Origin of the sequence: Salinivibrio proteolyticus, assembly GCF_001996165.1 — a bacterium.
Classification (GTDB): Bacteria; Pseudomonadota; Gammaproteobacteria; order Enterobacterales; family Vibrionaceae; genus Salinivibrio; species Salinivibrio proteolyticus.
Window position 1 is genome coordinate 1 of sequence record NZ_MUFP01000018.1, and the last position, 24,764, is coordinate 24,764.

General features: G+C 47.5%; 20 protein-coding genes, 1 tRNA gene and 1 pseudogene. 19 read left to right on the forward strand and 3 right to left on the reverse strand.

From position 1 onward, the window contains the following. The first annotated feature begins 342 nt into the window (after positions 1 to 342). Positions 343 to 1,371: a porin gene (locus tag BZJ19_RS13030; protein WP_077675933.1), complete on the forward strand. Its 1,029-nt coding sequence runs from the start codon at positions 343 to 345 to the stop codon at positions 1,369 to 1,371. A 75-nt stretch (positions 1,372 to 1,446) separates the two neighbouring features. After that, entirely contained in the window at positions 1,447 to 2,265 is an 819-nt protein-coding gene (locus tag BZJ19_RS13035) for a DUF2057 family protein (RefSeq protein WP_077675934.1), read from the forward strand. Here the strand turns inward: BZJ19_RS13035 and BZJ19_RS13040 are convergent. Then, positions 2,262 to 3,686, reverse strand: a complete 1,425-nt coding sequence (locus BZJ19_RS13040; RefSeq protein WP_077675935.1) for an aminotransferase-like domain-containing protein — start codon at positions 3,684 to 3,686, stop codon at positions 2,262 to 2,264. The genes BZJ19_RS13035 and BZJ19_RS13040 overlap by 4 nt on opposite strands. 150 nt (positions 3,687 to 3,836) lie before the next feature. Here BZJ19_RS13040 and BZJ19_RS13045 point away from each other — a divergent pair, with 150 nt between their 5' ends. The 13 genes from BZJ19_RS13045 (at position 3,837) to BZJ19_RS13105 (ending at position 19,934) form a co-directional block, all read left to right on the forward strand. Then, positions 3,837 to 5,201 (forward strand): cytochrome ubiquinol oxidase subunit I, encoded by a 1,365-nt coding sequence (locus BZJ19_RS13045; protein WP_077675936.1) that lies wholly within the window; start codon positions 3,837 to 3,839, stop codon positions 5,199 to 5,201. A 9-nt stretch (positions 5,202 to 5,210) separates the two neighbouring features. Then, positions 5,211 to 6,212: a cytochrome d ubiquinol oxidase subunit II gene (gene cydB / locus BZJ19_RS13050; protein WP_077675937.1), complete on the forward strand. Its 1,002-nt coding sequence runs from the start codon at positions 5,211 to 5,213 to the stop codon at positions 6,210 to 6,212. Positions 6,213 to 6,220: 8 nt separating this feature from the next. Beyond that, positions 6,221 to 6,346 (forward strand): DUF2474 domain-containing protein, encoded by a 126-nt coding sequence (locus BZJ19_RS13055; protein WP_077456798.1) that lies wholly within the window; start codon positions 6,221 to 6,223, stop codon positions 6,344 to 6,346. A gap of 147 nt (positions 6,347 to 6,493) precedes the next feature. Continuing rightward, positions 6,494 to 6,847: a DUF805 domain-containing protein gene (locus BZJ19_RS13060; RefSeq protein ID WP_077481315.1), complete on the forward strand. Its 354-nt coding sequence runs from the start codon at positions 6,494 to 6,496 to the stop codon at positions 6,845 to 6,847. A 129-nt stretch (positions 6,848 to 6,976) separates the two neighbouring features. Further along, entirely contained in the window at positions 6,977 to 7,495 is a 519-nt protein-coding gene (locus BZJ19_RS13065; protein WP_077675938.1) for a GrpB family protein, read from the forward strand. A gap of 170 nt (positions 7,496 to 7,665) precedes the next feature. After that, on the forward strand, positions 7,666 to 8,877 hold the full coding sequence (locus tag BZJ19_RS13070; RefSeq protein WP_077675939.1) for an EAL domain-containing response regulator: 1,212 nt from the start codon (positions 7,666 to 7,668) through the stop codon (positions 8,875 to 8,877). Continuing rightward, positions 8,874 to 13,667: a PAS domain S-box protein gene (locus BZJ19_RS13075; protein WP_077675940.1), complete on the forward strand. Its 4,794-nt coding sequence runs from the start codon at positions 8,874 to 8,876 to the stop codon at positions 13,665 to 13,667. Before BZJ19_RS13070 ends, BZJ19_RS13075 begins: the two co-directional genes overlap by 4 nt. 17 nt (positions 13,668 to 13,684) lie before the next feature. Continuing rightward, entirely contained in the window at positions 13,685 to 14,614 is a 930-nt protein-coding gene (locus BZJ19_RS13080; RefSeq protein ID WP_077675941.1) for a GGDEF domain-containing protein, read from the forward strand. A gap of 142 nt (positions 14,615 to 14,756) precedes the next feature. Continuing rightward, entirely contained in the window at positions 14,757 to 15,404 is a 648-nt protein-coding gene (locus tag BZJ19_RS13085) for an HD domain-containing protein (protein ID WP_201249196.1), read from the forward strand. A 160-nt stretch (positions 15,405 to 15,564) separates the two neighbouring features. Beyond that, a tRNA-Leu gene (locus BZJ19_RS13090) sits at positions 15,565 to 15,651 on the forward strand. 304 nt (positions 15,652 to 15,955) lie between these two features. Then, positions 15,956 to 17,905, forward strand: coding sequence for a methyl-accepting chemotaxis protein (locus BZJ19_RS13095; RefSeq protein WP_077675942.1), 1,950 nt, complete (start codon positions 15,956 to 15,958; stop codon positions 17,903 to 17,905). A gap of 86 nt (positions 17,906 to 17,991) precedes the next feature. Beyond that, a complete protein-coding gene (locus tag BZJ19_RS13100; RefSeq protein ID WP_077675943.1) occupies positions 17,992 to 18,870 on the forward strand; it encodes a LysR family transcriptional regulator in 879 nt (292 codons plus the stop codon). Positions 18,871 to 19,007: 137 nt separating this feature from the next. Beyond that, positions 19,008 to 19,934 carry a YeiH family protein gene (locus BZJ19_RS13105; protein ID WP_077481661.1) on the forward strand — a complete coding sequence of 309 codons (927 nt, stop codon included), beginning with the start codon at positions 19,008 to 19,010 and terminating at the stop codon, positions 19,932 to 19,934. Between the two features lie 20 nt (positions 19,935 to 19,954). On the opposite strand, the gene BZJ19_RS17125 is transcribed toward BZJ19_RS13105, so the two are convergent. Next, the gene (locus BZJ19_RS17125) at positions 19,955 to 20,101 is read right to left on the reverse strand and encodes a hypothetical protein (protein ID WP_157891195.1); all 147 of its coding nucleotides are present in this window, start codon (positions 20,099 to 20,101) and stop codon (positions 19,955 to 19,957) included. A 270-nt stretch (positions 20,102 to 20,371) separates the two neighbouring features. Between BZJ19_RS17125 and BZJ19_RS13110 the strand changes: the two are divergent. From BZJ19_RS13110 to BZJ19_RS13125, 4 genes and pseudogenes are all read left to right on the forward strand, one after another. After that, positions 20,372 to 21,004: pseudogene (locus BZJ19_RS13110) on the forward strand (cation efflux transmembrane domain-containing protein); the annotation flags it as partial. Positions 21,005 to 21,325: 321 nt separating this feature from the next. Further along, on the forward strand, positions 21,326 to 21,772 hold the full coding sequence (locus BZJ19_RS13115) for a GNAT family N-acetyltransferase (protein WP_077675945.1): 447 nt from the start codon (positions 21,326 to 21,328) through the stop codon (positions 21,770 to 21,772). A 22-nt stretch (positions 21,773 to 21,794) separates the two neighbouring features. Then, on the forward strand, positions 21,795 to 23,006 hold the full coding sequence (gene lhgO / locus BZJ19_RS13120) for an L-2-hydroxyglutarate oxidase (RefSeq protein WP_077675946.1): 1,212 nt from the start codon (positions 21,795 to 21,797) through the stop codon (positions 23,004 to 23,006). Between the two features lie 70 nt (positions 23,007 to 23,076). After that, positions 23,077 to 24,096, forward strand: coding sequence for a S66 family peptidase (locus BZJ19_RS13125; protein WP_077675947.1), 1,020 nt, complete (start codon positions 23,077 to 23,079; stop codon positions 24,094 to 24,096). 7 nt (positions 24,097 to 24,103) lie between these two features. Here BZJ19_RS13125 and BZJ19_RS13130 read toward each other — a convergent pair whose 3' ends face one another. Next, positions 24,104 to 24,742: an NAD(P)-dependent oxidoreductase gene (locus BZJ19_RS13130; protein WP_077606326.1), complete on the reverse strand. Its 639-nt coding sequence runs from the start codon at positions 24,740 to 24,742 to the stop codon at positions 24,104 to 24,106. Between the last annotated feature and the right edge of the window lie 22 nt (positions 24,743 to 24,764).

The following is a 24,764-nucleotide window of genomic DNA, read 5'->3' on the forward strand; positions in this document are numbered from 1 at the left end:
TTGTAATATTGTATTATTTTAGCTATAAAAACACAGATTTTGTCTTTTTGTGTTTTTATTGCATTGAAATATATAGAATTTATAGGATTTCACTATAATAAGACATCTGTCATAAAAACATTAAAATCTTGCCTGTCATCATATTATTCGCATCAAAAAATAAGATTGTATTGATATTTCTCTATGCGTATTTAGTCTGGATGAGTGGTTACACGAAATGTGTAAGCAGCGGGGCGAAAGCACGAGCGTAAGCTCGGTTTTCAAATCGGTTTTGAACTCTACAACACTTAATAAAGCACAGAGACAAAACCAAAAAATCTTGGAGGCAAGCAGGAGTTTTCCATGAATAAGATTTTTAAGCGTTCGCTTATCAGTGCAGTGGTTGCATTAGGATCAACTGGCGCGATGGCCGCCGACCATGATGGTGTAGTTGGGGTGTTAACTGACTATAACGTTGATTTATATGGTGTTGCAGCCATTTCAGCGTTCAACCAAGAAGATGGCAACGGTTACGACTATGAGAATGAATCCCGCGTAGGGGTTCGTGCAGGCAAAGCCTTCAATGATGATGTTTACATCTTCATGCAAATCGAGTCGGGCTATGTTGGCGAAGATGGCACAGGTGCAACACTGGGTAATCGTGATACTTTCATTGGTATGAAAGGCGATTGGGGCCAAATACGCTTTGGTCGCATGTTGACACCAATGTACGAGGTCGTTGATTGGCCATATTCGAACCCAGGATTGGGCCGTGTCTTTGACTGGGGGGCGGATACAAAGTCTCACTATGACCGTAAAGGTGATATTGCGCGCTATGATTCACCAGACTTTAGTGGCTTCAGCTTTGACTTATCAGTTGGACGTGGCGATAAAGATGTGAGTGGCTCCAACCACTTTGGCGCAGCCCTTCACTATACATTGGCGGATGCATTTACCCTCCATGGTGGCTATGAATACAACTCCAACTATGAAGGTGAAGTTGATACGAAGGCCTATTTAGCCGGTATTGAGGTACCACTTCCAGGGGGCTTTAAGATTTCAGCGGCCTATAAATACAATGACGGCGTATATAAAGTCGGTGATTCAGACCCGTTGAAAACTTATAACGGTGTAGAGTCTGAACAAGAGCAAATATCAGTTGTAGGTGATTATTGGAACGGCCCTTGGGGATTCCGTCTGGGTTATGCAGCGAATGGTGATTCGGATCTTGACAACAATGTAGATGTCGATGATAGCGACTCCGTCATTGCTGGTCAGTTGATGTACTCGAAGAATGGTTTCCTTCCTTATCTTCGAATTGGCCAGCATGATGCGGGTAACCTTGAAGATAAAAAAGCATTTGCTCGTTTGGGTATTGAATATAGCTTCTAATCGTAACACTTTGCCTTTCTATTCTTTTTTGCCGGCCAGGATGGCCGGTTTTTTCACTTCCAGTAAGGGGAATGTATGAAAGCAACTTTCCGTCTTATGACCGCATCTGGCTGTTTGCTCGTGGTCGGTTGTACTAGCTTTGATTCGTCGAGTCAGTTCGATGATGTCGCAAGTTCAGTGAAAGAGCGTCGCCATTACGTACAGGTGGTGACAAAATCGATCACGCCAGATATTCGGGTTTTGTCTGGTACGAATGTCGTTAAAGCAAGTGCTAACTATGTGGCTAATTACCCCGTTGATAAGTCGGCAGGCCCCGACGTGGCTCCTTCCAGATTGATGACCGAGGTATCGTATTTCAAAAACTATCAAGAGTATGAAACCGTCACCATCAATGGTGAAACGGTGCCGCTTAAAAATACCCAAGTAACCTCAGAGATTTGCACAGAGCATTGTGTGACGACGCAATATGTATCATTTCCATTATCCCCAGATACTGTCACCAATTGGCCTGAACCACAGGTAGCCTATACCTTTAGCAGTTCTGGGGGCGGGGATCGGGTGCAATTGTCGATTCCGAAAGCTTACTTTCTTGCGGCCTACGATGAGGCTTCGCGAGTATTGGGGCAACAAAACCAGCCCGTTGTATCCGCGAGTCAGTCAACCTCAGTGAAAGACACGAAAGAGAAACCAGAAGAAATGGTGGATTACTGGTATCAGCAAGCAAGTGACGCCGAACGTCGCGCTTTCGCGGATTGGGCGTTTGCGCATCGTGATGGTGGCGGTGTAGTGCTAACCACTCAGAGTCAGCCATTGCAGATGATGGGATATTGGTATCAGCAGGCGACCCCTACCTCTCGGAAAGCCATCCTTACTTGGTTACTCAACCAGTCTTAGTGCGTCACCAAGGCTTGAATGTGCTGTGCAATCAAATCACATAAGGTTGCCAGCGCATTTTTATGTGCATGATCGAGCGGGTAAGAGGCATTCAACCGAAAGCAATGGGTAAACTGTGCGTGTGTCGCAAACATATTGCCCGGCGCGATACTGATATGGTGTTTGAGCGCAAGGTGGTAAAGCGCGGTGGTATCACTGCCTTTGGGCAAAGCTATCCATAAAAAATAACCCCCTTGGCTGTTGATGACATCAACGCCTTGCGGCAAGTGGGTCATCAGAAACTGATAGGTCGCCTTTTTTCGTTCAGCCAGTGTGCGACGCAGTTGTTTTAGATGGTGCTCATAGTTTCGGTTATGCAGGTAGTGGGCTACAGCAAGTTGAATGGGGACGCTGGTGGTCACCGTGCTCATCAGCTGCAGCTTTTGTAGTTTCTGGGCTTGATCGCCAGCGGCTACCCACCCGAGGCGAAAGGCATCGACTAAGGTTTTTGAAAAAGACGAGCAGTGCAAAACATGACCGCTACTATCAAATGCTTTGATGGGCTTCGGTTTGTGTTCGCCATCGTAGAGTTCGCCATAGACATCGTCTTCGATTAAGTACACCTGATAGCGATTGACGAGCTCGGCAAGACGTGTCTTTTTCTCTTCTGACAGCGAATATCCCAACGGATTTTGATGATTGCTCATCAGCCAACAAGCGCGAATTGGATGCGTTTGCAAGGCGCGTTCAAGCGCATCAAGATCAATACCTTCCGTCGGATGAGTTCGGATTGCCATCGCTTTGAGTCCACGATTTTCAAGGGCTTGCAATGCGCCGTAAAACGCGGGGCTTTCGACTGCGACCCAATCGCCAGGTTGCGTGACTGCGCGCAAGCTAAGATTTAGCGCATCCAATCCGCCTGCTGTGATTACTATCTCATCGGGTGAGATTTGCATGCCCTGCGCTGCATAGCGTTGGGCAATCAGGTGACGTAATTGGGCATTACCCGGGGGAAGGTTGTCGACCACGCTATGAATCGACATAAAGCGCACCGCAGTGGTGAGCGAACGGTTTACTTGATGGCGAGGAGCGAGTAGGGGATCAACATAGGCATGCCCATAGCTTGCCATGCCGGGAGAGCGACTGGCTTGCAAGACATCGAAAATATAGTCATTAATATCGACTGATTCAGCAGGATGAATTGCACTGTCTGGCCCGTTATCGTCGAGTTCGGCATGGGGAGCGACGCGGTAACCTGAGCGGGACTGAGAAACAATCCACCCTTGGCTTTCTAGCAGTTGGTAGGCTTGGAGTACCGTCATGACACTCAACCCTGAATAAGCTGCCTGTTTTCTCAGCGAGGGGAGCTTTTCTCCCACATGCCAAATGCCGGCTTGAATTTGTTGTTTGATCTGCTCACTAAGCTGCTGATACTTAGACATCTTCTTACCTTCATCGCCAACAAGTAAACCAGACTATAACACTGAAAAGATCAAACTGTTATAGGTTAATCTGAATCGTCTGTGTATGGGCACATTAAAAATGGGCTTCTACCATGCGCGTTGGTCTAATTACTAAAGTGGACTTCACGTATGTTTGGTCTTGATGCCTTTATGTTGGCCCGTATCCAATTCGCGTTTACGGTTTCTTTTCACATTATCTTTCCTGCGATTACGATCGGCCTTGCCTGCTACCTTGCGGTGCTTGAGGGGCTATGGCTTAAAACTCGCGAGCAGGAGTACAAAACCCTTTATCTTTTCTGGTCGAAAATTTTCGCGGTCAACTTCGGGATGGGCGTGGTGTCTGGGTTGGTGATGGCATACCAATTCGGGACCAACTGGAGTGGCTTTTCCGAGTTTGCGGGCAGTATTACTGGCCCACTGCTGACTYATGAGGTACTTACGGCGTTCTTTCTAGAAGCCGGTTTTCTCGGCGTCATGCTGTTTGGTTGGCAGCGTGTTGGTGATCGCTTGCACTTTTTCGCCACGTCCATGGTCGCGCTGGGCACCGTGATCTCTGCCTTTTGGATTTTAGCCTCCAACAGTTGGATGCACACGCCACAAGGGCATGAAGTGGTCAATGGTCAAGTAGTACCTGTAGATTGGTTCGCGGTGGTGTTTAATCCCTCTTTCCCGTATCGCTTAGCGCACATGGTGGTCGCGGCGTTTTTATCCAGTGCCTTATTTGTTGGTGCGTCGGCGGCGTGGCATCTGCTCAAAGGGCAGCGCAGCCCAGCCGTGAAGCGGATGTTTTCGATGTCAATGTGGATGCTGTTATTCACCGCGCCTATTCAAGCGTTTATTGGTGATTTGCATGGCTTGAACACCTTGGAGTATCAACCTGCCAAAATAGCAGCGATGGAAGGGCATTGGGACAACAGCCACGGCGAGCCGACGCCGCTCATTTTATTTGGCTTACCGGATATGGAGGCGGAAACCACCCGCTACAAAGTAGAAATTCCCTATTTGGGGAGTCTGATCTTAAAACATAGTTTGACCGAGCAAATCCCAGCGCTCAACGAATTCCCTGCGGAAGACAGACCCAATTCGCCTGTGGTCTTCTGGGCGTTTCGTTTGATGGTGGGCTTAGGGCTATTGATGATCACACTTGGGCTAGTGGCGGCATGGCAGCGTTATAAAGGTCGCCTTTATGAACATCAAGGTTTGCTCCGTTTTGCTTTCTATATGGGACCCGCAGGTTTGGTCGCGATTCTTGCTGGCTGGGTAACCACTGAGGTAGGGCGCCAGCCTTGGGTAGTACATGGCCTTTTACGCACGCAAGATGCGGTGTCTGCCCACGGTGACTTGCACATGAGTATTAGCTTGATCAGTTTCTTTGTGGTGTACGGTTTGGTCTTTGGGCTGGGGTACATCTATATGATCCATCAAATTAAATTAGGTCCGGATCAGCATGATGATACACCGCATGAACCGTTAACTGTCTCTGGCCGTGTGTAAGGGGGAAACATGGATTTAGCAATGATTTGGTTTGGCATCATCGTGTTTGCCACTTTAATGTACATCGTGATGGACGGATTTGACTTGGGGATCGGAATCCTGATGCCGTTTATTACTGAGCGCGAAGAGCGCGATTTGATGGTTAACAGTGTCGCACCGGTTTGGGATGGTAATGAAACCTGGTTAGTCCTTGGTGGGGCGGCATTATTTGGTGCTTTTCCCTTGGCGTATGCCGTGATTGTTGATGCGTTAACGATCCCTCTCACCTTGATGTTGGTAGCGCTTATTTTTCGCGGCGTGGCGTTTGAGTTCCGTTTCAAAGCGTTGCCCGGGCATCATGGCTTTTGGGATACCGCCTTTATGGCCGGGTCTATTTTTGCCACCTTTTTCCAAGGGGTGACTGTGGGTGCGGTGATTGAAGGCTTTCCTGTCGAGGGACGTGCTTTTGCTGGTGGCGGGCTCGATTGGTTGGCACCGTTTCCTCTCTTTTGCGGCATAGGACTGATCATTGCGTACGGTTTACTGGGGGCCACTTGGCTGATCATGAAAACGGAGCATGCGTTGCAAATGCGTATGTACCACCTGAGTCGTCGACTGGTTGTGTTGATGGCGGTAAGTATCGCGATAGTCAGTGTTTGGACGCCATTCGCGTACCCGGGCATCGCCGACCGTTGGTTTAGTCTGCCAAATTTGCTCATTCTCTCTCCGGTTCCTTTATTGACGGCTTTTTGTTTGCTCCGTCTCTGGCGTACCCGTCCCGATCAGGCTCACCATCGTCCATTTATTATGGCGTTGTGTGTCACCCTGCTCGGGTTTATTGGCCTCGGCATCAGCATTTGGCCGCATATCATTCCGCCCAGCATCACAATATGGCAGGCTGCTTCACCACAACAAAGCTTGCAATTTATGCTGATTGGCGCGGTGTTTATCATCCCGGTTATTTTGATGTACACCTATTGGAGTTACCGTGTCTTTAGTGGCAAAGTGAATCCGGACGAGGCCTATCACTGATGGCTGGTATGACAAAACCGACTTGGCAGCGTTGGCTTTGGTTAATCGCGATCTGGGGAGTCAGTGTAGCGGCATTGGGGGCTGTCTCTTGGCTATTTAAGCTTTTGATGCACGCTGCCGGTTTGCAAAGCTAACCGTCTTCTATTTGTGTAAGAAATCAGTGATAAGGCTCCCAAGCTGATGATAAAACAGTCAGATGTCTTATCACTGACATGGTCCTAACGGCGTTCCTCATTCTAAGATACGTATTGTCGGCTTTATTGCTAAAAGGTGATTAACGTATGGAATGGTATTTAAAAGTATTGCGCCAGTACGCTACATTTTCTGGACGTGCGCACCGCCAAGAATACTGGATGTTTTTTCTGGTTAACTTTTGTATCTCGTTGGCGATTAATATTGTCGCAGAGTTCTCGGGATTGGTTGTGTTGAGCATGGTGTATTCATTAGCCTTGCTGCTGCCAACCTTGGCGGTGACATCAAGACGGCTACATGACACAGGACGTTCAGCGTGGTGGCTACTGCTTTTGTTCATACCTCTGCTTGGGATGGCGGTCATACTGGTACTCTGTGCGCTAGAAGGCGATCAAAACAGCAATCAGTACGGTTCTAATCCTAAGCTCGCGGAAGGCGTCTAGCACGGAGGTGTGATTTGTTTGCATAGGAACTGCTGGTACGATAAACACCATCGTCTGATGGCAGTCGATAGGCTGCTCGTAGCGAGTCACTCGTATTTATCAGCATTCCTCTTTCCAGCAAGGTGCCACATGATCACACTCGAGCCCTACCAATTAGTTGACGCCAGTTTCTCTCCTTGGCGTCCTATTTACTTAGACGTTGCCCAAGCCCTGTCTGACCATATCTCGACACCTCGTATTGAGGTACTACATTTTGGCTCTACGTCTGCCAAAGTGGGAGGCAAGGGGATTATTGATTTATCCATTCTCTATCGTTCTGGCGAGCGTGACGATGCTGTCGCTCACCTCTATGCCCTCGGTTTCCAAGACCAACATAGCGATCAGCCTTTTCCCGAACACCGCCCTCGTAAAGATGCCTCTGTAATCTATCAAGATGAGCGCTTTTTGGTGCATGCCCACGTAATTGAAAGAGACAGTGATGAACATCATCGTCAAATTGCATACAAGCAGTATTTGCTCAATAACCCTGATGTGCGCACTGAATACGAAAACGAAAAGCGCGCCATACTCGCTCAAGGTGTACGTGATCAAGATGCTTACGTTAAGCACAAAGCGCCCTTTGTGAAAGGGGTGCTGGCGGATCTTTAAAGGCGCTAGCACAAGCCGATTTTCAACGGGTTAACACTGAGCCATACTTTGGTCTTACAGTCACTCAATAACTTGACGATGAGCTACAGTTACATTTGATGCTTTAGTTGTAGTGCTGGCTGTTGACGATTCGGAGCGTCAACGCCAGCAAGGACGATGAGGTTAATCAAGTGACTGAGACGCAATGTCAGGTACTCATAGTTGATGATCAAAAGGTGGTCAGACATACCTTATTGCTTTGCTTACGTAATTTAGGCTATGAGAACTGTTATGAAGCGAGTAATGGTAAGGAAGCCAAACAAGTCATTGAAGAGAAGAAAGTCGATGTAATTTTTTGTGACTTAAATATGCCTGTAGAGGATGGCTTTGAGGTACTGCGGTACTTAGGTGCCAGTCATTATCAAGGCGCCATTGTTTTGATGAGTAGTGAAGAGCAAGAAGTGCTCGAGTCAACCTCCCAGCTCGCAAAACAATATCATCTCAACATTATTGAATGCTTAGCAAAGCCGTTAACATTCGACACGGTAAATCAGGCGTTAACTGACTATTCTGGAGCGGGGGGATGTAAGGTTCAGGGTGAGAATCACGATAATTCACTGAAAGCTTACTCACCTAAACAGGTCGCACAATTTATAGAGCGAGGGGAAATAAGAGCCTACTTTCAGCCTCAAATTGCGCTATGCAGTGGTGAAATACAAGGGTTTGAGGTATTAGCGCGTGTAGAAAGTCAGACGCATGGCTTCGTTATGCCGGATCAATTCATCCCCTCAGCCGAGTCGGACCCTCTACTTATCATACGGCTAACCAAAAGCGTTATTACACGCGCTTTTGATGATATTCAATTCCAATGGCCGAAAATTTCTCAAAAAACCTTTTCGTTTAATATTTCTCGAAAAGTATTAGAGGACAATAGCTTTCCTGGCTGGCTGAAAGAAACTTGCCATCAATATAGCAGTCCTTGTGAAAGTATTGTCTGCGAGTTGACCGAAACGGCCCTGCAGGAAGAGCAGGCCATTGTCGATGCTCAAATGCTTCGTATGCGCATGCTAAAATTCAAGTTATCCATCGATGACTTTGGTACCGGCTATTCCTCTATTGCGCAATTGCATGCTATCCCTTTCAATGAATTAAAAATCGACAAGCGTTTTATTTTTGATTGTTTAACAAATAGTAAGTCTGCGGCAGTTGTAGAGCAGAGCATTAAGATGGCACGCGCGATGGGTCTCACGGTGGTTGCTGAAGGCATTGAAAACGAAGCAGTATGTGACTTTCTTCAGCAATTAAACTGTGACGCTGGCCAAGGCTATTTCTATGCGAAACCTGCACCGTTGGCGCGGTTTCTTTTGGATGAGCGACTCAATATGCAAAGGCATTCACGATGAAATTTTCCATAAAGCTTCCCATCATTTTATTGATGCTAGGGGTGCTAATGCTAGCGTCTGTCACCTTTGTCTCGCTGAAAGGTAAAGATATTCTTCAAGATACAATCTTGACCAATATCGAGCGAGAAGCGACATTGCTAATCCGCTTAATTGAGAGAAACTTGTTTGAACGTTATCAAGATGCGCAGACATTTCCGCTATCTCTCGGAAGAGTACAAGGCGATAACCCAATTGAAAGTCAATCCAAAGCATTGATAGAAAGTAATTTAAATAATTTGGTCGAAAGCTATAAAGTTTATCGACGCATCGCTATTTTTGATATGAACGGGAAATTGTTAGCAGCGAGCAGTAAAAACCAGCATGGCAAAGTTTTACCCGTCTTGGATTTATCTGAGGTAGAAGTCAGAAACTCAATTTGGTTCAATGAAATTGTGAATGGGAATACCCTCGTCCCAGACCAGCCTCGCAGCGCCTATGTCACAGGGCCTGAACGTTTTGTCTTTGGAGAAAAACCAACGACCTATGACATGATATTCGCATCTGTGATTCATAATGAAGCGGGTCGTGAAGTAGGGGTTTGGGTCAATGTTGTGGATTTCTCTGCGGTAGAATCGATCGTCGGCGAGACTTACGATTTGTTAGCGAATCGTGGCTTCGATAGTTCTGAGCTCACGATTTTAGACAATGAAGGACGGATCATTGTTGATTACGACCCAGTCGGTCAAAACGAAGCTTCTTACGAGCGAGATTTTCAAGTATTGGGTCAGCTTAACCTAGCGGCTAACGGCGTTGAAGGTGCACGCCTCGCCGTTTCTGGCCGGAGTGGCTCGAATATATCGACACATTACCGCAAGCAAGTGGATCAAGTGACGGGCTATGCACACACCCGTGGGGCTTATGATTATCCTGGGTTAGGGTGGTCAGCAATGATCCGAGTTGAAGTGGATGAAGCGTTTCTTGCCCCCAATAGTTTGTACAAGAATTCATTTTCAATGGCAGGCCTACTGCTGGGTGCAATTTTGATTATTGCATTTTATTTGACCCGTAAAGTGACAAGCCCGTTAAGTCAGTTGACGAATGCAGTTAAGAAATTAGCGAATGGACAACAAAATTTTGAGTTGCCGGAAGCTAATCGGTCCGATGAAATTGGTTTGATGATAGCCGAACTTGCGAGTCTAAAAAATATTGTGGTGGAACGCGAAAAGCTCGTAAAGGAAACGGAAGAGCAACGTTTTCAGTTGGATATTCAAAGCCGTGCCATTGATGCAACCGCAACAGGGATCATTGTTAGTGATATCCGGTTACCGGATTATCCGATTGTTTATGCCAATAAAGCCTTTGAGACGCTGACAGGTTTTTCATCGAAAGAGGTAATGGGGAAGAATTGTCGCTTTTTACAAGGAGATGATCGCGATCAGCCAAATGCAGATAAGATCCGTTACGCCCTAAAGAATACTCTCTCTTGCGCGGTTGTTCTACGAAATTATAAGAAAGACGGATCGCTTTTTTATAATAACTTACGCATCGACCCGGTATTCAATGATGATGGGGAGCTCACGCATTACATTGGTGTTCAGTCTGATATTACTGACATAAAGCTCGCAGAGGATGAAGCTAAGCTCAAGTTAGAAAATGAAATCAAACATCGCACGCAAGATCTACAAGACTCTGAAAGTCGTTTAAGAACGGTCTTTGACACCGCTTTAGATGGCATGGTGGTCATTGACAATACTGGGGTTATCATCGAGGTAAACCGAGCCCTTGAACTTATTTTTGGCCGAGTTCGAGAAGAGTTATTGGGTGAGAGTGTGGTAATTTTGATGCCTGATGATTATGCGAAAGTTCATGATGGGTTTATCAGTCAATATTTATTAACAGGAAGTAAAAAACTGATAGGGACACCAAGGAAACTGACTGGTCAGCATAAATCGGGTCGCATATTCCCTATTGAAGTGTCGATTGGTGAGACGTGGTTTGGAGACACGCAAGGTTTTGTCGGGATTATTAAGGACATTACCATTGAAGAGGAAGTGAAAGATCGTGAGCAGAAGCTACAAAACGAGTTGCGAGAGCGAGAGATAATTTACCGAGCTGCGTTTGACCAAGCGGCGGTCGGTATTTGTCGTGTTGATCTTGAAGGCTATTTTATTGAAGTGAATGACAAAATGTGCGATATCCTAGGGTACAGTGAGGATGCGTTATTACAACTTAGCTATCACGATATTACACATCCCGACTTTCTATCAGAAAGCAAAAAAAACGTCAGCTCGCTTCTTTCTGGTCACGCTCGAACATTCTCGATGGATAAGCGCTACATCAAGCGGAATGGTGACGTATTTTGGGCGACCCTTTCCGTGTCTGTTGTATTGGATGAGGATGATCAACCTAAATACTTTATTGCTGTTCTAGAAGATATTGAGCGCCGCAAAGCGATCGAAAGTGAGCTGCGTTCAGCGAAGACCGTGAGAGATGAGTTACTTCGTGGTATGCAGCTCGCGTCAGATGCAGGGGGAATTTGTAACTGGTCAATGGATATAGCCACGGGGCAGCTCAAGTGGGACGATAATATGTATCGTTTGTACGGTGTCTCGCCTGGTAGTGAGGTTGACTATCAAGTTTGGCGGGATATTCTTCATCCAGAAGATCGAGATGCTGCGGTCCAAGAAGTTGAAACGGCTCTTAACGAGAGCAAAGTTTTTAACGCCGAATTCCGGATAATCAACCCAATGACACGTAAAACACACTGGGTTAAAGCGGCCGGTAATGTCGCTAAGGACAATGATAGTGGTCGAGAGGTTTTATTTGGTATTAACCTAGACATCACTGAAGAGCGACGCATTCTCGCCAAGCTAGAAAAAGAAAGCATCGCAGCACGGAAAGCGAATCATGCAAAGTCGCGTTTTTTAGCCACCATGAGTCATGAAATTAGAACACCGATGAATGGTGTTATTGGCATGGTGGATTTACTCAAAGAAACCGTGCTAGATAGAGAGCAATCCAAGATGGTGTCGACAATTCGAGACTCGTCGTTCTCACTCCTGGAAATTATCAACGATATTCTCGACTTTTCGAAAATTGAATCAGGACAGATGGAGCTTGATCCTACCGAGGTGAATCTGCTCGACCTACTCGAAAAGACGCTTGAAGCACTTTGGGTGAATGCCTACCAAAAAGGTGTCAACTTGTATTTTTCGCATGACTATACCACACCTGATTTTGTGGTTATCGATCCAGTTAGAATCAGGCAAGTATTGCTTAATTTGCTGGGTAATGCGATCAAGTTTACCAGTAAGGAAAAAGGTGGTGGCGATGTGTATGTGAGAACACATTATCACCATAGCAACCAGACAATCTCCGTCAGTATTCAAGATACGGGCGTTGGTATGACTGATGAGCAAATCGGCAAACTCTTTAAGCCCTTTACGCAGGCAGATAGCTCGACGACGCGACGTTATGGCGGAACGGGTCTCGGACTCAGTATCTCGAAATCCTTTGTCGATATGATGGGAGGGGATATTGATGTCCAGAGCGAGTTTGGCGAAGGGAGTACGTTCACAATTACTGTCCCCGCATCCAGCGGAGAAAAGACGCATGAAATGAGTCGGAAGTACGATTTTTCAACATTCACTTTTGTACTGTTTGTTGAAAACAAGAGCTTGAATGCCATTTGTCATGATCTGATCAGTCAGCTCAACCCTGCCCGAATCATAGAAGGTGCGACGATGGATTGGTCCGATTGGGATCGTGATGCAATGATTGCCGTGACGGCTAACGAAGCCATCATGGCTGAATACACTGGCATTCGCTGCATCATGCTAGGAGATAGCCCAACAGACAACGGCAGTTATGTGTATCCCGGTCCTTACTGGATAAGTACACGGCCTCTTAAACCGAGTGATTTTTCACTTGCTGCCGCTGTCATGTGCGGATTGGAGAGTCCTGACGTTGACTGGAGCGAAGCGATTAGCAATGGCGATGCATTTTCTTATAGCAACCAAATAGATGCAGAAGCCTGTGGCACAATTTTATGTGCAGAAGACCAACCAACGAACCAATTAGTACTTGCGAAGCAGCTTAGCCAGCTTGGTTATCAATATGAAATGGCCTCGGATGGTAAAGCCGCACTCGAGAAGTGGCGTCAGGGCGATTATGCATTACTGCTGACAGATTGCCATATGCCTGAAATGGATGGCTTTGAGCTGACCGCAGAAATCAGGCGAGCTGAGGCGGAAGAAGGAAAGTCACGTACTCTAATTATAGCGATCACAGCCAATGCGTTAGTTGGCGAAGCAGATCACTGCCTACAGGCTGGCATGGRTGATTATATTTCGAAGCCAGTCGAATTGGAGACATTAAAACGTGTGCTGGCGTTGAGGCTCAGAGGACGAGCTTTACGACATGGTGCAGCTACCATCCCGTTAAGTACACAAGCACAGGAGAATAGTGAAACAGCGCCGTTAATTGATAGCCAACAACTTGAAAAAATTATTGGTAGTGATGACGCAGAGATGAAGAGGGCGGTCCTTTCGATGTTTTGGGATAGCGTGACTGCCGATATGCACGAACTAGAGCAAGCTGTTATTGATGAAGATAGCGGTAAAATAAAGTCACTTGCTCATGGCGCAAAAGGCGCTGCGGCGTCAAGTGGGGCAATGAGGTTGAGCGAGCTATTTCGGGCCATCGAAAAAAACAGCACTGATATCGACCACGTAAAAACAGTCTTTACTGAGTTGAGTGCCATGATGACAGCGATCGAGACGGACTTACGCGAAGATCAAATTATCGAATAATCATCGAGAGGCGTGATGTGATACATATCAGCACACAAGATCAAATTCCGTTTGAGCATTTTGAAAAAGCAAGTCGTGACACGCTCAAATACTTAAACAAGAAGTTTGGCTATGGCACTTGGATGATGACTCGCAAACATGAGAATGAGTGGGTGATTTTGCAAGTGGAAGGGGAAAAATATGGAATTGAAGAACTGACAACGTTGGTTTGGAGCGATTCCATGTGCAGTCGTATGGTGCGCGGTGAGGGGCCGAGATGGGCACCGGATGTTGATATGGTGCCTGCCTATGTTCATGCGCCTATCTATCATGCAGAAACGATTAAGTCGTACATAGGTATTCCGGTTTGTTTTGCTGACGGTAATTTGTTTGGCACCTTATGTGCTATTGATAAAGAGCCGGTTGATCGCATTCCGCCTGACGGATTAGAAACTATCGAACTCGTCTCCAAATTACTCTCAACACTTTTACAGCTTGAACTGCAAAATATTGCTCTATCACGCAAGCAGATCAGTTTCTTGCCCTCACAGTTGAAAGATAACGAAACCGGTTTTCTCAATCGTTTGGGCTGGTCGCTGTATTTAGAAAAAGAGGAAAGCAATATTCGCTCTGTGGGCACCCCGGTTCATGTGGTAGCCATCGATTTATCTCAAAGCCGAAAAGCGACTCACTCAAAAGATGCCGCACTCACCGCTCTGTTTGTGTCTACGCTCAACGGAATATTGCATGATGAGGGGTATATCGCACGTTTAGGCGAAGATATTTACACCATGCTTTGTGCCAATAAAACCGAAGATCAAATTGCGGTAATGGTTGAGCGTATTGCACATGAATTGAATGAATCCAGCATTCCCGTATCGGTTGGCTACAAAAAACATACCTATGGTGATAGTTTAGATACTACCGTGATTGCTGCAATCAAAAGTGTCCGACAATCATCAATATAGTGCGCTCACGCCATGGCTGTTGGCTGAGTGTCAGCCAATGACCACAGGAAGTACCATGTCGCGAGAGCTAACAAAGGCTAAACCAAGACCATCCAAGCCTTGTATGGTGTGCCAATTTGTCAAAAGTGATATGAGCCGCGCAGTGCAGAGAGTGAAGCGGAGCATTACGCGCACCACTGTGCCTTATGTCTCACCGGCGCATTATACTGTCCCCAATAGCCAAGCCTGTCAGCAGGCATTAGCGCTGGTTAAACAATTTAGCCCCGAATTTTTAGTCAATCACTCCTTACGTAGCTACGCGTTTGGTTTGGCGATGAGCCACAAAGTAAAACGAAGCATTGATAAAGAAGTCTTCTTTGTTGGCGCAATCTTACATGACATTGGCTTAACCGATTATGTCGCTCAGCAAGACACCTTCGAAGTCGAAGGCGCCATTGCTGCACACTCGTTTGCAATAGAGCAGGGATTGTCGACGGAGCAGGCCGATCTCATTCATGAAATGGTGGCATTGCATAACTCTGTGGGCGTAGCACATCAATGCGATCCAGAAATCGCATTACTGCATTTCGGTGCGGGGGCCGATGTGGCTGGGCTTTGGATTGAAGATATTCATAAAAAGACGCTGCACGAAGTGCTTGATACTTATCACAATCAAGGCTGTCAGGCCGGAATGATTGAGCTGATTCAAGATCAAGTCACGCGCAAGCCACATAGCTACATGTCGACCATGGTGGAATTAGGGTTTCTTAAAAAAGTAGCGAAACATCAATTTGCCCATAAACCGGTATAAGGTGTCATACGCGATGTTAGGCTATTGAGTCTGTCTGCTTTTCAACCACCTGAATCAAAAAGAATAAAAGGGCTATTGACCTCGGGTTAAATTTCATTAAAGTACACTCTCGTTCGCAGCACAATCTGCGGACTATGGTGCTACCACGCATAACTGCGTTGCCCTGGTGGTGGAATTGGTAGACACAAGGGATTTAAAATCCCTCGGCGTTCGCGCTGTGCCGGTTCAAGTCCGGCCCGGGGCACCATAGCACTCTTATAATCCTATCTGTTTTTTACTTCCATTTTTTATTCGCACTTATTCAGTGCCTGTTTTAATGTTTTGAAACCTTTCAATCCAATTCCCTTGTTATAAACAGGGTTGAATAATGGCGCATTTGTTTAGAAATGTAGGGTAAATGTACTGATCTTCTAGACGCCATCCTTCCTTTTACTCAGTGATCTCACCAAAGCACCAAATATTATGTCGTTTGTCATTAACCCGTCATGCTTGTCTAGTTTGCTGACTAATATTGATATGTTGGTTAGTAATGATAATAAAAAGGACGGCGTATGCGTTGGCAAACTCTTTCAATCAGAAAGCGAATTTATATTGTTCTTTCGACTATCTTAGTGCTCAGCACTTTGATCGCGATGGTGCAACAAGCGATGTTGTCAGCAAACAAGCAACTCGATGATCTCAAGAATATTATTTTACCCAGCCAGCTGAGGGGGCTGGCGTTTGAAATTAGTAATGAGCTACAACCTGCGACCACCGGTTCTAACTTTCTTGCCCATCACTCTGGACTGATTGATTGGGTGGATAATGGCGGCGATCTGACCAATCTCGCGCCGATTCATCAAGCGCTTTCGAATGCTAAGACGCGCTTGGGCGCAGACAACGCATTTGCAACGCTCGATAGTAGCCAAGGGAAGTATATTTTTACTTATGACGGCGAGCATCGCAGCGCATCAATGACCACCTATCCGTTTAAAGATTTTTACCCGAATTTTCTGAGTAAGAATCAGCCCTATGAGCTGAACATGAACAAAGATCCCAATGGCAATCAGTATGTGATTTTTATTAATTATCGCAGCGTGCCAGAAAACCCTGCGACGGGTCAGCCGTATGTGGTAGCGGGGGTAGGGTTTAATGTAAGTAGTTTAGTGAATCTAGTGCAGGGGTTTCGCATTGGTGAGCAGGGAAGAGCTATGCTTGCCGCGCGCGATGGCAGTGTACAGGTCGCACCGACCGATTCGGCACTGAATGCGGATAATGCAAGCGCATTTCGTCAAGCGGTAACCAAGGGGACAGACAAACCGGTGATCAGCGAAGTGACCATCGGTGATGAAGCGTTTCTGCTGGGGTCTTATTGGCTCGCTGACTTGGACCGTTTTGTGGTGGTTGAGATTCCCAAAGCACAAATTACAGGGCCCATCCTGGATCAATTTATCCAATCTTTATTAGTGACCTTGGTGTTTATTGCCATTGCACTCCTTGTTACCCACTGGGTGATCAGTAGTTTGACGCAGCCGATAAAAAAGCTTTCCGCCGAGGTCGATGAAATTGCCAGTCGACTCGACCTTAGCCACCAGATTGCCGTGAACGACCAAGCGGAAGTCGGTCGCTTAGCGAATAAGATCAATGGTTTGCTAGCGCGCATTCGAGATGCGTTGCAAGCGGTAAACCAGACAGTTGACGAGTCACAGTCTGCATTTGGTGTCCTCAAGCAGCAAGCTCACGAGGTGAACCAAGCCGGCATGGTGCAGCAGCAGTCGCTACAAACGATTTCTGCCGCGAGTCAAGACATTACTGAAATCACCACCGACGTGACGGATTCGGCTAATCACGCTGGCGAGTTGTCTCAAGCTGGGAATGCGGCGCTTCAAGATGCTTTAAATGGCATGAATACCAGCCTGCGGCATATTGAACAACTAGGCGAAAACATGGCCTCGAGTCAGAGCAGTTTGGATGAATTGAATCACCATATAGAGAATATTCTTCGCGTGCTTGAGGTGATCAGCACTATCTCGGAACAAACCAATTTACTCGCACTAAACGCGGCGATAGAGGCAGCGCGAGCGGGCGAACATGGCCGTGGTTTTGCGGTGGTTGCTGATGAAGTGCGCTCACTGTCACAACGCACCGGCGAGTCGACCAGTGAGATCCAAGAAATTATCAATCAGCTACGCTCGGCGTCAGATAATGTGACCAGCCAAATCAACCAAGTCAGTCAGGATAGCCAGCATAGTCTCGACACGCACCAACAAGCGGTAGAAAATATGCGCACCTTGGATAGCCATTTGCAGCAATTGTTTGAACATAATGAGCGGATTGCCGAGGGGGCCAATACGCAAAGCGGCGCGGTGAATGAAATCAATCAGAGCATTGAAGAGCTTGCTCAGCAGGGTACCCGCACTCAAGAAGTGTTTGAGCAAAGTGAACAGGCGGTGAGTGGGTTTGATTTACGTATGAAAGAGCTCACTAAAAAAGTCAGCGCGTTTAAAGGGTTGAATGCGTAATCGCTGAGCGTTCAATCGCGCTGACAAGCGGCAATAGCGCTTTGTGTCTTTGCCGCGCTCCGGTAGGATAGCGTGAGGAGGGCGGCATGAATCTAACCCAAATTGATGCGTTTTGTGCAGTCGCAGAGACTGGCTCGGTGTCTGAAGCTGCACGTCAGCTGGATGTGAATCGTTCACGGTTGAGCATGGCGATTAAAGCGCTAGAACAATCACTCAACGCCGAATTGTTCGATCGCACCGGTAACCGTCTAACACTGTCGGAAATCGGCAAAGCTGTGTACAAAGATTTCGAGAGTATATCGGTCACCGCGGCTCGCATTCGTCGCACGTGCGATCAAGCGAACGCGGGCTTTAATGCCGAAGTATGGATCGCGCGTGATGATGCGATCCCCGATCAGCTTTGGCAGGACTGGGCGCATCAGCTCAATAAGCGCTTTACGGCGACGTCCTTCAACCTAGTCTTGGCCTCGAGCGGTGATTTGGCCAATTTGGTTGAAACCCAACAAGTCGACTTTGCGTTTGGAGTGGACTACGAGCGCATTGACGATCCGCGCATCAACTATCAGCCGTTGGGTAAAATTCGCATGATGTCGGTGTGCAACAGCAAGCACCCGTTGAGTCGACTGCGTCGGGTCAGTGATGATCAACTGCGTAATGCCATGCAAGCGGTAATGGTCTATCTCAATGAAAAAGACAATCCCGAGCTGCAGCCTTTCTCACGCCGTTATATTGGCTTTTCGAGCTTTGAATATATGCTCAATACCATCTTACAAGAAGAAGCGTGGGGCGTGTTGCCTGAGCCGCTGATCCGGCAATACTTGCGAGAACAGCGCTTAGCGGTGATCAAACACACCTATGGCTTAACCCAAGAAGACTACTGCCTATTCACCGCCTCAGGGATGGCCGAGCATCCAGGGATCCAATGGCTGAGTGATAGCATTACCAATTACTTGTTTGATTTCTAAATGTGCGCCTCGATGATTGTTTTTCAATGCCTTGCAATACATGTTAAGCAAAACTTAACCTAGGTTAAAAAGTTTAAGATTTTCTGAACAATCACTGAGCGCTACAATGCCGTCACTGAATTTCACCGAGCATCATTATGACCGCATACACGCGTTATCTTCCTTTTTCATTGGCTGTGTTAGCCTGTTTAACCCCTTGGGTGAGCTCGCCGATTGCATTGGTATTGGGTTTTTTGCTGACCTCCCTAGGCTGGGTGCCAAGTGCAATTCCGCTCACGAAAATCACCAAAAAGTTACTGGCTTATTCGATTGTGGGTCTGGGGTTTGGTATCCCGCTGCAAGAGGCGCTCGCCGTGACAGGCGATGGGATAGGGCTGATTATTGCCACCATTGCAGGCACGCTGATTTTTGGCACATTACTGGGCAAACTTATGGGGCTGGATAAAAAGACTGGTCACCTGATTGCCTCAGGCACTGCCATTTGTGGCGGCAGTGCAATCGCAGCTGTCTCGCCCGCTATCAATGCGGATGATAAACAAATTGGTCTCGCGTTAGGCACGGTGTTTGTGTTGAATTCATTGGCGCTGTTTGTGTTTCCTATGGTTGGGCATGCGCTGGGCTTAGATCAGCACACGTTTGGAACCTGGGCGGCGATCGCGATTCATGATACATCATCGGTGGTGGGCGCGGCGTCCGCTTATGGTGAGCAAGCACTAACCACTGCGACCACCCTCAAACTTGCGCGCGCATTATGGATTGTGCCTGTGGCGTTTGTCAGCGCACTCATGTTTCGCAGCCACGCTAAAAAAATCACGATTCCGTACTTTATCGTTTTCTATTGTCTGGCGATTGGTATCAGTGATGTCTTTGTCCAAGCGCAACCCATCTATGAGGTGATTTTCGCCATCTCAAAGCAAGTATTAGTGGTGTGTTTATTCTTAATCGGCTGCAGTATTTCTGTCACCCAGCTACGCACGGCAGGACCCAAACCCTTATTGTTTGGTGTCGCACTGTGGGTGATTATCTCCTGTACATCGCTTGCTTGGCTGCTGCTAGCTGCCTAGTCTCCGTCGTTGCCTCAGGTTCACTCATGCGGCGTGTCCTGAGGCAAACGTAATACCGCGACCAACAGAAACGCACTGAGTGCCGCACCAAACTGCCACCATCCGGTGCTGGTCATCGCGAGGAAAAGCTGCAAGCTAATTGCCGCGAGTAACACGCCTTTTCTCATCTTGTTAGTCCATAAAGAATCTAAATTTAGATTTAGTATGCGTAAAAGTTATATGCAAGCAAAATGCGATTTAGCGCTATCTCATAACTAAAATTTGTTTAGAACACTCACTGTCAGAAATATTGACAGTTATTTTTATGCATAAACTATTGAAATAAAACGCCTTTCATTTTCCCCTTAGCAGGGTGGTGAAAATGTCAGCAAGTTCGTGTTTGTAAAGCGGCGCAGTAGCACCAAGAATATGTGCGTGTTTTCTACTTTTGGTGTTTTATGTCTTCTCAAAACGTGATCAATGAAAAGTCAGTATTAGTGTTTTCGGCCCTTCTCGCATTGGGGTTTGCCATCGCCGGCCTTGCCGTTGGATGGATCGCTGGCTCTTTAGTGATTATGTTCGACGGTATCTACTCGTTGATTAGTCTAGTGTTAACTTTGTTGTCACTGGGCGCGTCGTGGTATATCCACTCGCGTTACGCAAGGCCGATCGCACGTGCGCTGCTGACACCGCTTGTTGTCGCCATTAAAGGCGCCGTGATTATGCTATTGGTGAGTTATTCTCTGTATGAAGCGGTCTCCTCCTTAGTCGAAGGCGGACGTGCGGTTAACCCGTCATTGGCGGTGCTGTTTGGTATTGTCAACGTGGTGGGTTGTGGTTACGGATGGTGGATGATTGCACGCAAAAACCAAGCAGGGCAAAGCCAGTTGGTGGAGGCGGAATCGCGCCAGTGGCAAATGGATACCTTGTTAAGTCTGGCGGTCACCTTAGGCTTTTTAGGTGCTTGGTTAGTGGCGCATTCACCTTGGTCGGATTATGCGGTTTATGCAGATCCTGTGATGATGGTGTTGATGTCGTTCTACTTCATCAAAGTACCATTTGTCATGGTGCGTAACGCGTTAAAAGAGCTCGCACCTGTCACGGTAAAGTGGTATCGCACCCGCTCATTGGCGTAATCAGAACACGACGCAACACGGACCTAGTCAAACGATCCTATATCCGTGCAGGGGTCGATAGATGCTGAGGCGGCGTTTAGCCGCCTTATTTATGTCACCTTATGCACTATAACTTTTTATGTTGGTATTCATATCAACCCAGATACTGTGGGCGATTTCAACGTAGTGTGAAGAAATATATTTTGCTCTCTATGCTCGTCTGTTGAGGTGTTGGCAGCAGAACGTCGTGATGGCGCTTACACTGAAAAGTAACCATAGCGCTGCGGTAGAGAAAGAATGTTGCATATAGCAAAAGCGGAGTTAAATGATCTAGATACCCTCACCGTGTTATTTGACCAATACCAGCGCTGGCTTGCGATTCGTCCGCCGCTCAGCCAAACAAGGGCGTTTACTGAGCAACGATTGCGCGAGCAAGATACTTGTATATTGACCGCTTCTTACCAATCCTCCATGGTGGGATTTGTCCACCTAACGCCTTTGTATTCATTGGCGAGGGCGCGCCGTGGCTTAATTATTAACGATTTGTACGTGCAGCCGGATTCACGGCGACAAGGTGTCGCGCGGGCGTTAATCTCGCACGCTCTCAAGGAGGCTCGTGCCCGCCAAGCCGCTTGCTTATTGCTACAAACTCATCAAAGCAACCATGCCGCTCATCATCTTTTTGAATCTTTTGGTTTTATTTGCGACGTTAGCCAGTATTATTTTCTGGACGTGACCGATTAACGGGTGACGAAAGGAGTAGCTAATGGCGTACGATTTTGTGGTCGTTGGGGGCGGTATCGTCGGCGTAGCCACCGCTTGGCAGTTGCAACAGCGATATCCAAACAAACGCACTCTATTGATAGAAAAAGAGCCTGCTTTGGCCCAACATCAAACGGGCCATAATAGCGGCGTAATCCATGCTGGCGTGTATTATCCGCCCGGTAGTTTGAAGGCGGATTTTTGTAAGCGTGGCGCTGCCGCGACCAAAGCTTTTTGTGAGCAAGAGGGTATTCCTTATAAGCAGTGTGGCAAGTTAATCGTAGCGACCACAGAGACAGAATTGGCGCGGATGCATGATTTGTATCAACGTTGTTTGCTCAATGAGATCGAGTGTGAGTGTTGGGATGCCCAACAACTCGCCAGCGCTGAACCGAATGTACGCGGTTTGGGCGCGATCTATGTCAAAGCGACCAGTGTTGTTGATTACGCGCAAGTCACAGAAAAAATGGCCGGACGCTTTGTCGCAGCTGGTGGGCACCTTGTGCTAAATACTCAAGTGACGAAGCTACACGAAGACCACGACGGTGTGCTGATTGATACCCAATCGCAGGGAGAGTCGCACCGTTATCACGCAGAATTTTTAGTTGTTTGTGCCGGTTTGATGGCAGATCGCATGGCGAAGCTGCAAGGGTTAGCGACATCGTTTCAAATCATCCCCTATCGTGGCGAATACTATCAACTAGCGAAAAAGCATCGGGAGTTAGTGTCGCATTTGATCTATCCAGTGCCGGATCCAGATTTGCCTTTCTTGGGCGTCCATGTCACACGGATGGTTGATGGTGGTTTGACGGTAGGCCCAAATGCCGTTCAGGGCTGGAAACGCGAGGGGTATGCCACATACAATTTTAGTTGGCGTGATACGCTTGATATGCTGCGTTTTCGCGGATTTTGGCGAGTCACTGCAGCGAATCTGCGCACCGGTGTAAAAGAATGGTGGAACGCGCATTATAAACCGGGATACCTCAAGCTGGTTCGTAAGTATTGTCCGTCAATTCAATTGGATGATTTACACCCTTACCCAGCCGGTATTCGTGCCCAAGCGGTGTTGAATAGTGGTGAGCTGGTGGGAGACTTCCTGTTTGTTCGATCTGCACGCAGTCTCCATGTGTGTAACGCCCCATCGCCAGCCGCGACTTCAGCCATGCCAATTGCCGAACACATTTGTCAGACTATCAGTACGCCTCACAACGATTAATCGGTGAATATTGTGATTGTCTTGTCCAGATGATTTAATGGTGGGGAGATTAAATATCAAGGAAGACAATATGTTACTGCCACCTCCTCTTAAAAAAGGCGAGACAGTTGGCTTTTTCTCGCCATCATCTCCTGCCACCGTATTTGCGCCCCAACGATTTGAACGCGCGGTGGACTATGTCAACGCACAAGGCTTTGGTCTTAAGGCGGGGGCATTGACAGGGCAATCGGATCACTATCGCTCAGGCTCGATCAAGGCGCGTGCGGAAGAGCTCAACCAGCTGATCCGTGATCCGAATGTGCGCTGCATCATGTCGACGATTGGTGGAATGAACAGCAATGCTTTACTTCCCTACATCGATTACGCCGCCTTGGCTGATGATCCTAAGATTATCGTGGGTTATTCGGACCTCACTGCTTTACTGCTCGGTATCTATGCCAAAACGGGATTAATCACGTTTTATGGACCAGCCTTAGTGGCGTCTTTAGGGGAGTTCCCGCCACTGGTCGATGAAACCTTTGACGCGTTTCGAGCGGTAACAACTGAGAATGTAACGCTGCCGATGATCTATAAGATGCCTGTCCAATGGACGGATGTCATGGTCGATTGGGGCGAACAGACAGAGGCAAAACCGACCTATGAGAATGCATGGCAATTTATGGGTAAGGGTCAGGTAAATGGCCGTATTATTGGAGGCAATCTCAATACGCTGAATGGGATCTGGGGAACGCCTTATATGCCAGCGATTGAAACAGACGATATTCTGCTGATTGAGGACTCTTTGTTGGATATTGCCACGGTCGAGCGCTCACTCGCACACCTAAAACTGGCCGGAGTGTTTGATACAGTAGGCGCGGTGTTACTTGGTAAACATGAGCTGTTTGATGACAAAGGAGCGGGACGTTCAACCTATGATGTTCTTGAAGAAATACTCGATGGGCAGCCGCTCGCTGTGGTTAATGGCTTTGACAGTTGCCACACGCATCCGATGTTAACTACACCTTTGGGGGCCCAAGCCTGTATTGATTTTGATGCCCAGACGGTCTCACTCACGCAACCTTGGTTGGCGGGTGAGCACGCTGGGCAATGAGCTTGGATTAGTAAGCTACACCGATACGTTGGCGACGGTGGGCGCCACTTTCCAGTTCGTCGATCATCGCGATAGCATAGTCAGCAACGCTGATTTTGCTGTCACCATGGTCATCGGTAAGCAAGGTATCCGCGCCAACGCGATAGCGGCCTATTTTGTCGCCCGGGAAAATCTCCGCAGCAGGGCTGACGAACGTCCAATCTAGGGTATGGGCGTGCTCACGGAATACCTTCAAAGCGTCGCCTTGAGCGAGCGCTTCTGCTTTATAAGCATCAGGGAAGTCGGGCAGGCTGACCAGCTCGACACCCGGTGCAACTTCTAGCGAACCAGCACCGCCGACCCAAAGTAAACGTTTGACATTAGCGGCGGGTAATTCGTCAATTAAGCGCTTAGCGCTGGTTGCCACCATCTCATGGTTGCCTGCAGCGCGCCCGCCCACGGCGGCAATGACTGCATCAGCGTCAGCAACGGCCTGTTGTACAGAGTGATGATTATCCAGCAAGTCGAATTGACGTACTTCGACATCGTCGCGGGTCACTTTTTCTGGCTGACGGACAAGAGCAATAACCTCATGCCCACGATGACGCGCTTCTTCGACGATTTGGCTACCGATCCAACCTGTTGCACCAATAATTGCGATTTTCATATTGTCTTCCTCATGCTGTGAT

What these genes read in the sequence shown, in the direction of transcription:
- BZJ19_RS13030 (WP_077675933.1), top strand. Translation starts at nt 343, where the DNA reads ATGAATAAGATTTTTAAGCGTTCGCTTATCAGTGCAGTGGTTGCATTA.
- BZJ19_RS13035 (WP_077675934.1), top strand. Translation starts at nt 1,447, where the DNA reads ATGAAAGCAACTTTCCGTCTTATGACCGCATCTGGCTGTTTGCTCGTG.
- BZJ19_RS13040 (WP_077675935.1), bottom strand. Translation starts at nt 3,686, where the DNA reads ATGTCTAAGTATCAGCAGCTTAGTGAGCAGATCAAACAACAAATTCAA.
- cydB (WP_077675937.1), top strand. Translation starts at nt 5,211, where the DNA reads ATGGATTTAGCAATGATTTGGTTTGGCATCATCGTGTTTGCCACTTTA.
- BZJ19_RS13055 (WP_077456798.1), top strand. Translation starts at nt 6,221, where the DNA reads ATGACAAAACCGACTTGGCAGCGTTGGCTTTGGTTAATCGCGATCTGG.
- BZJ19_RS13060 (WP_077481315.1), top strand. Translation starts at nt 6,494, where the DNA reads ATGGAATGGTATTTAAAAGTATTGCGCCAGTACGCTACATTTTCTGGA.
- BZJ19_RS13065 (WP_077675938.1), top strand. Translation starts at nt 6,977, where the DNA reads ATGATCACACTCGAGCCCTACCAATTAGTTGACGCCAGTTTCTCTCCT.
- BZJ19_RS13095 (WP_077675942.1), top strand. Translation starts at nt 15,956, where the DNA reads ATGCGTTGGCAAACTCTTTCAATCAGAAAGCGAATTTATATTGTTCTT.
- BZJ19_RS13100 (WP_077675943.1), top strand. Translation starts at nt 17,992, where the DNA reads ATGAATCTAACCCAAATTGATGCGTTTTGTGCAGTCGCAGAGACTGGC.
- BZJ19_RS13105 (WP_077481661.1), top strand. Translation starts at nt 19,008, where the DNA reads ATGACCGCATACACGCGTTATCTTCCTTTTTCATTGGCTGTGTTAGCC.
- BZJ19_RS17125 (WP_157891195.1), bottom strand. Translation starts at nt 20,101, where the DNA reads ATGAGAAAAGGCGTGTTACTCGCGGCAATTAGCTTGCAGCTTTTCCTC.
- BZJ19_RS13115 (WP_077675945.1), top strand. Translation starts at nt 21,326, where the DNA reads ATGTTGCATATAGCAAAAGCGGAGTTAAATGATCTAGATACCCTCACC.
- lhgO (WP_077675946.1), top strand. Translation starts at nt 21,795, where the DNA reads ATGGCGTACGATTTTGTGGTCGTTGGGGGCGGTATCGTCGGCGTAGCC.
- BZJ19_RS13125 (WP_077675947.1), top strand. Translation starts at nt 23,077, where the DNA reads ATGTTACTGCCACCTCCTCTTAAAAAAGGCGAGACAGTTGGCTTTTTC.
- BZJ19_RS13130 (WP_077606326.1), bottom strand. Translation starts at nt 24,742, where the DNA reads ATGAAAATCGCAATTATTGGTGCAACAGGTTGGATCGGTAGCCAAATC.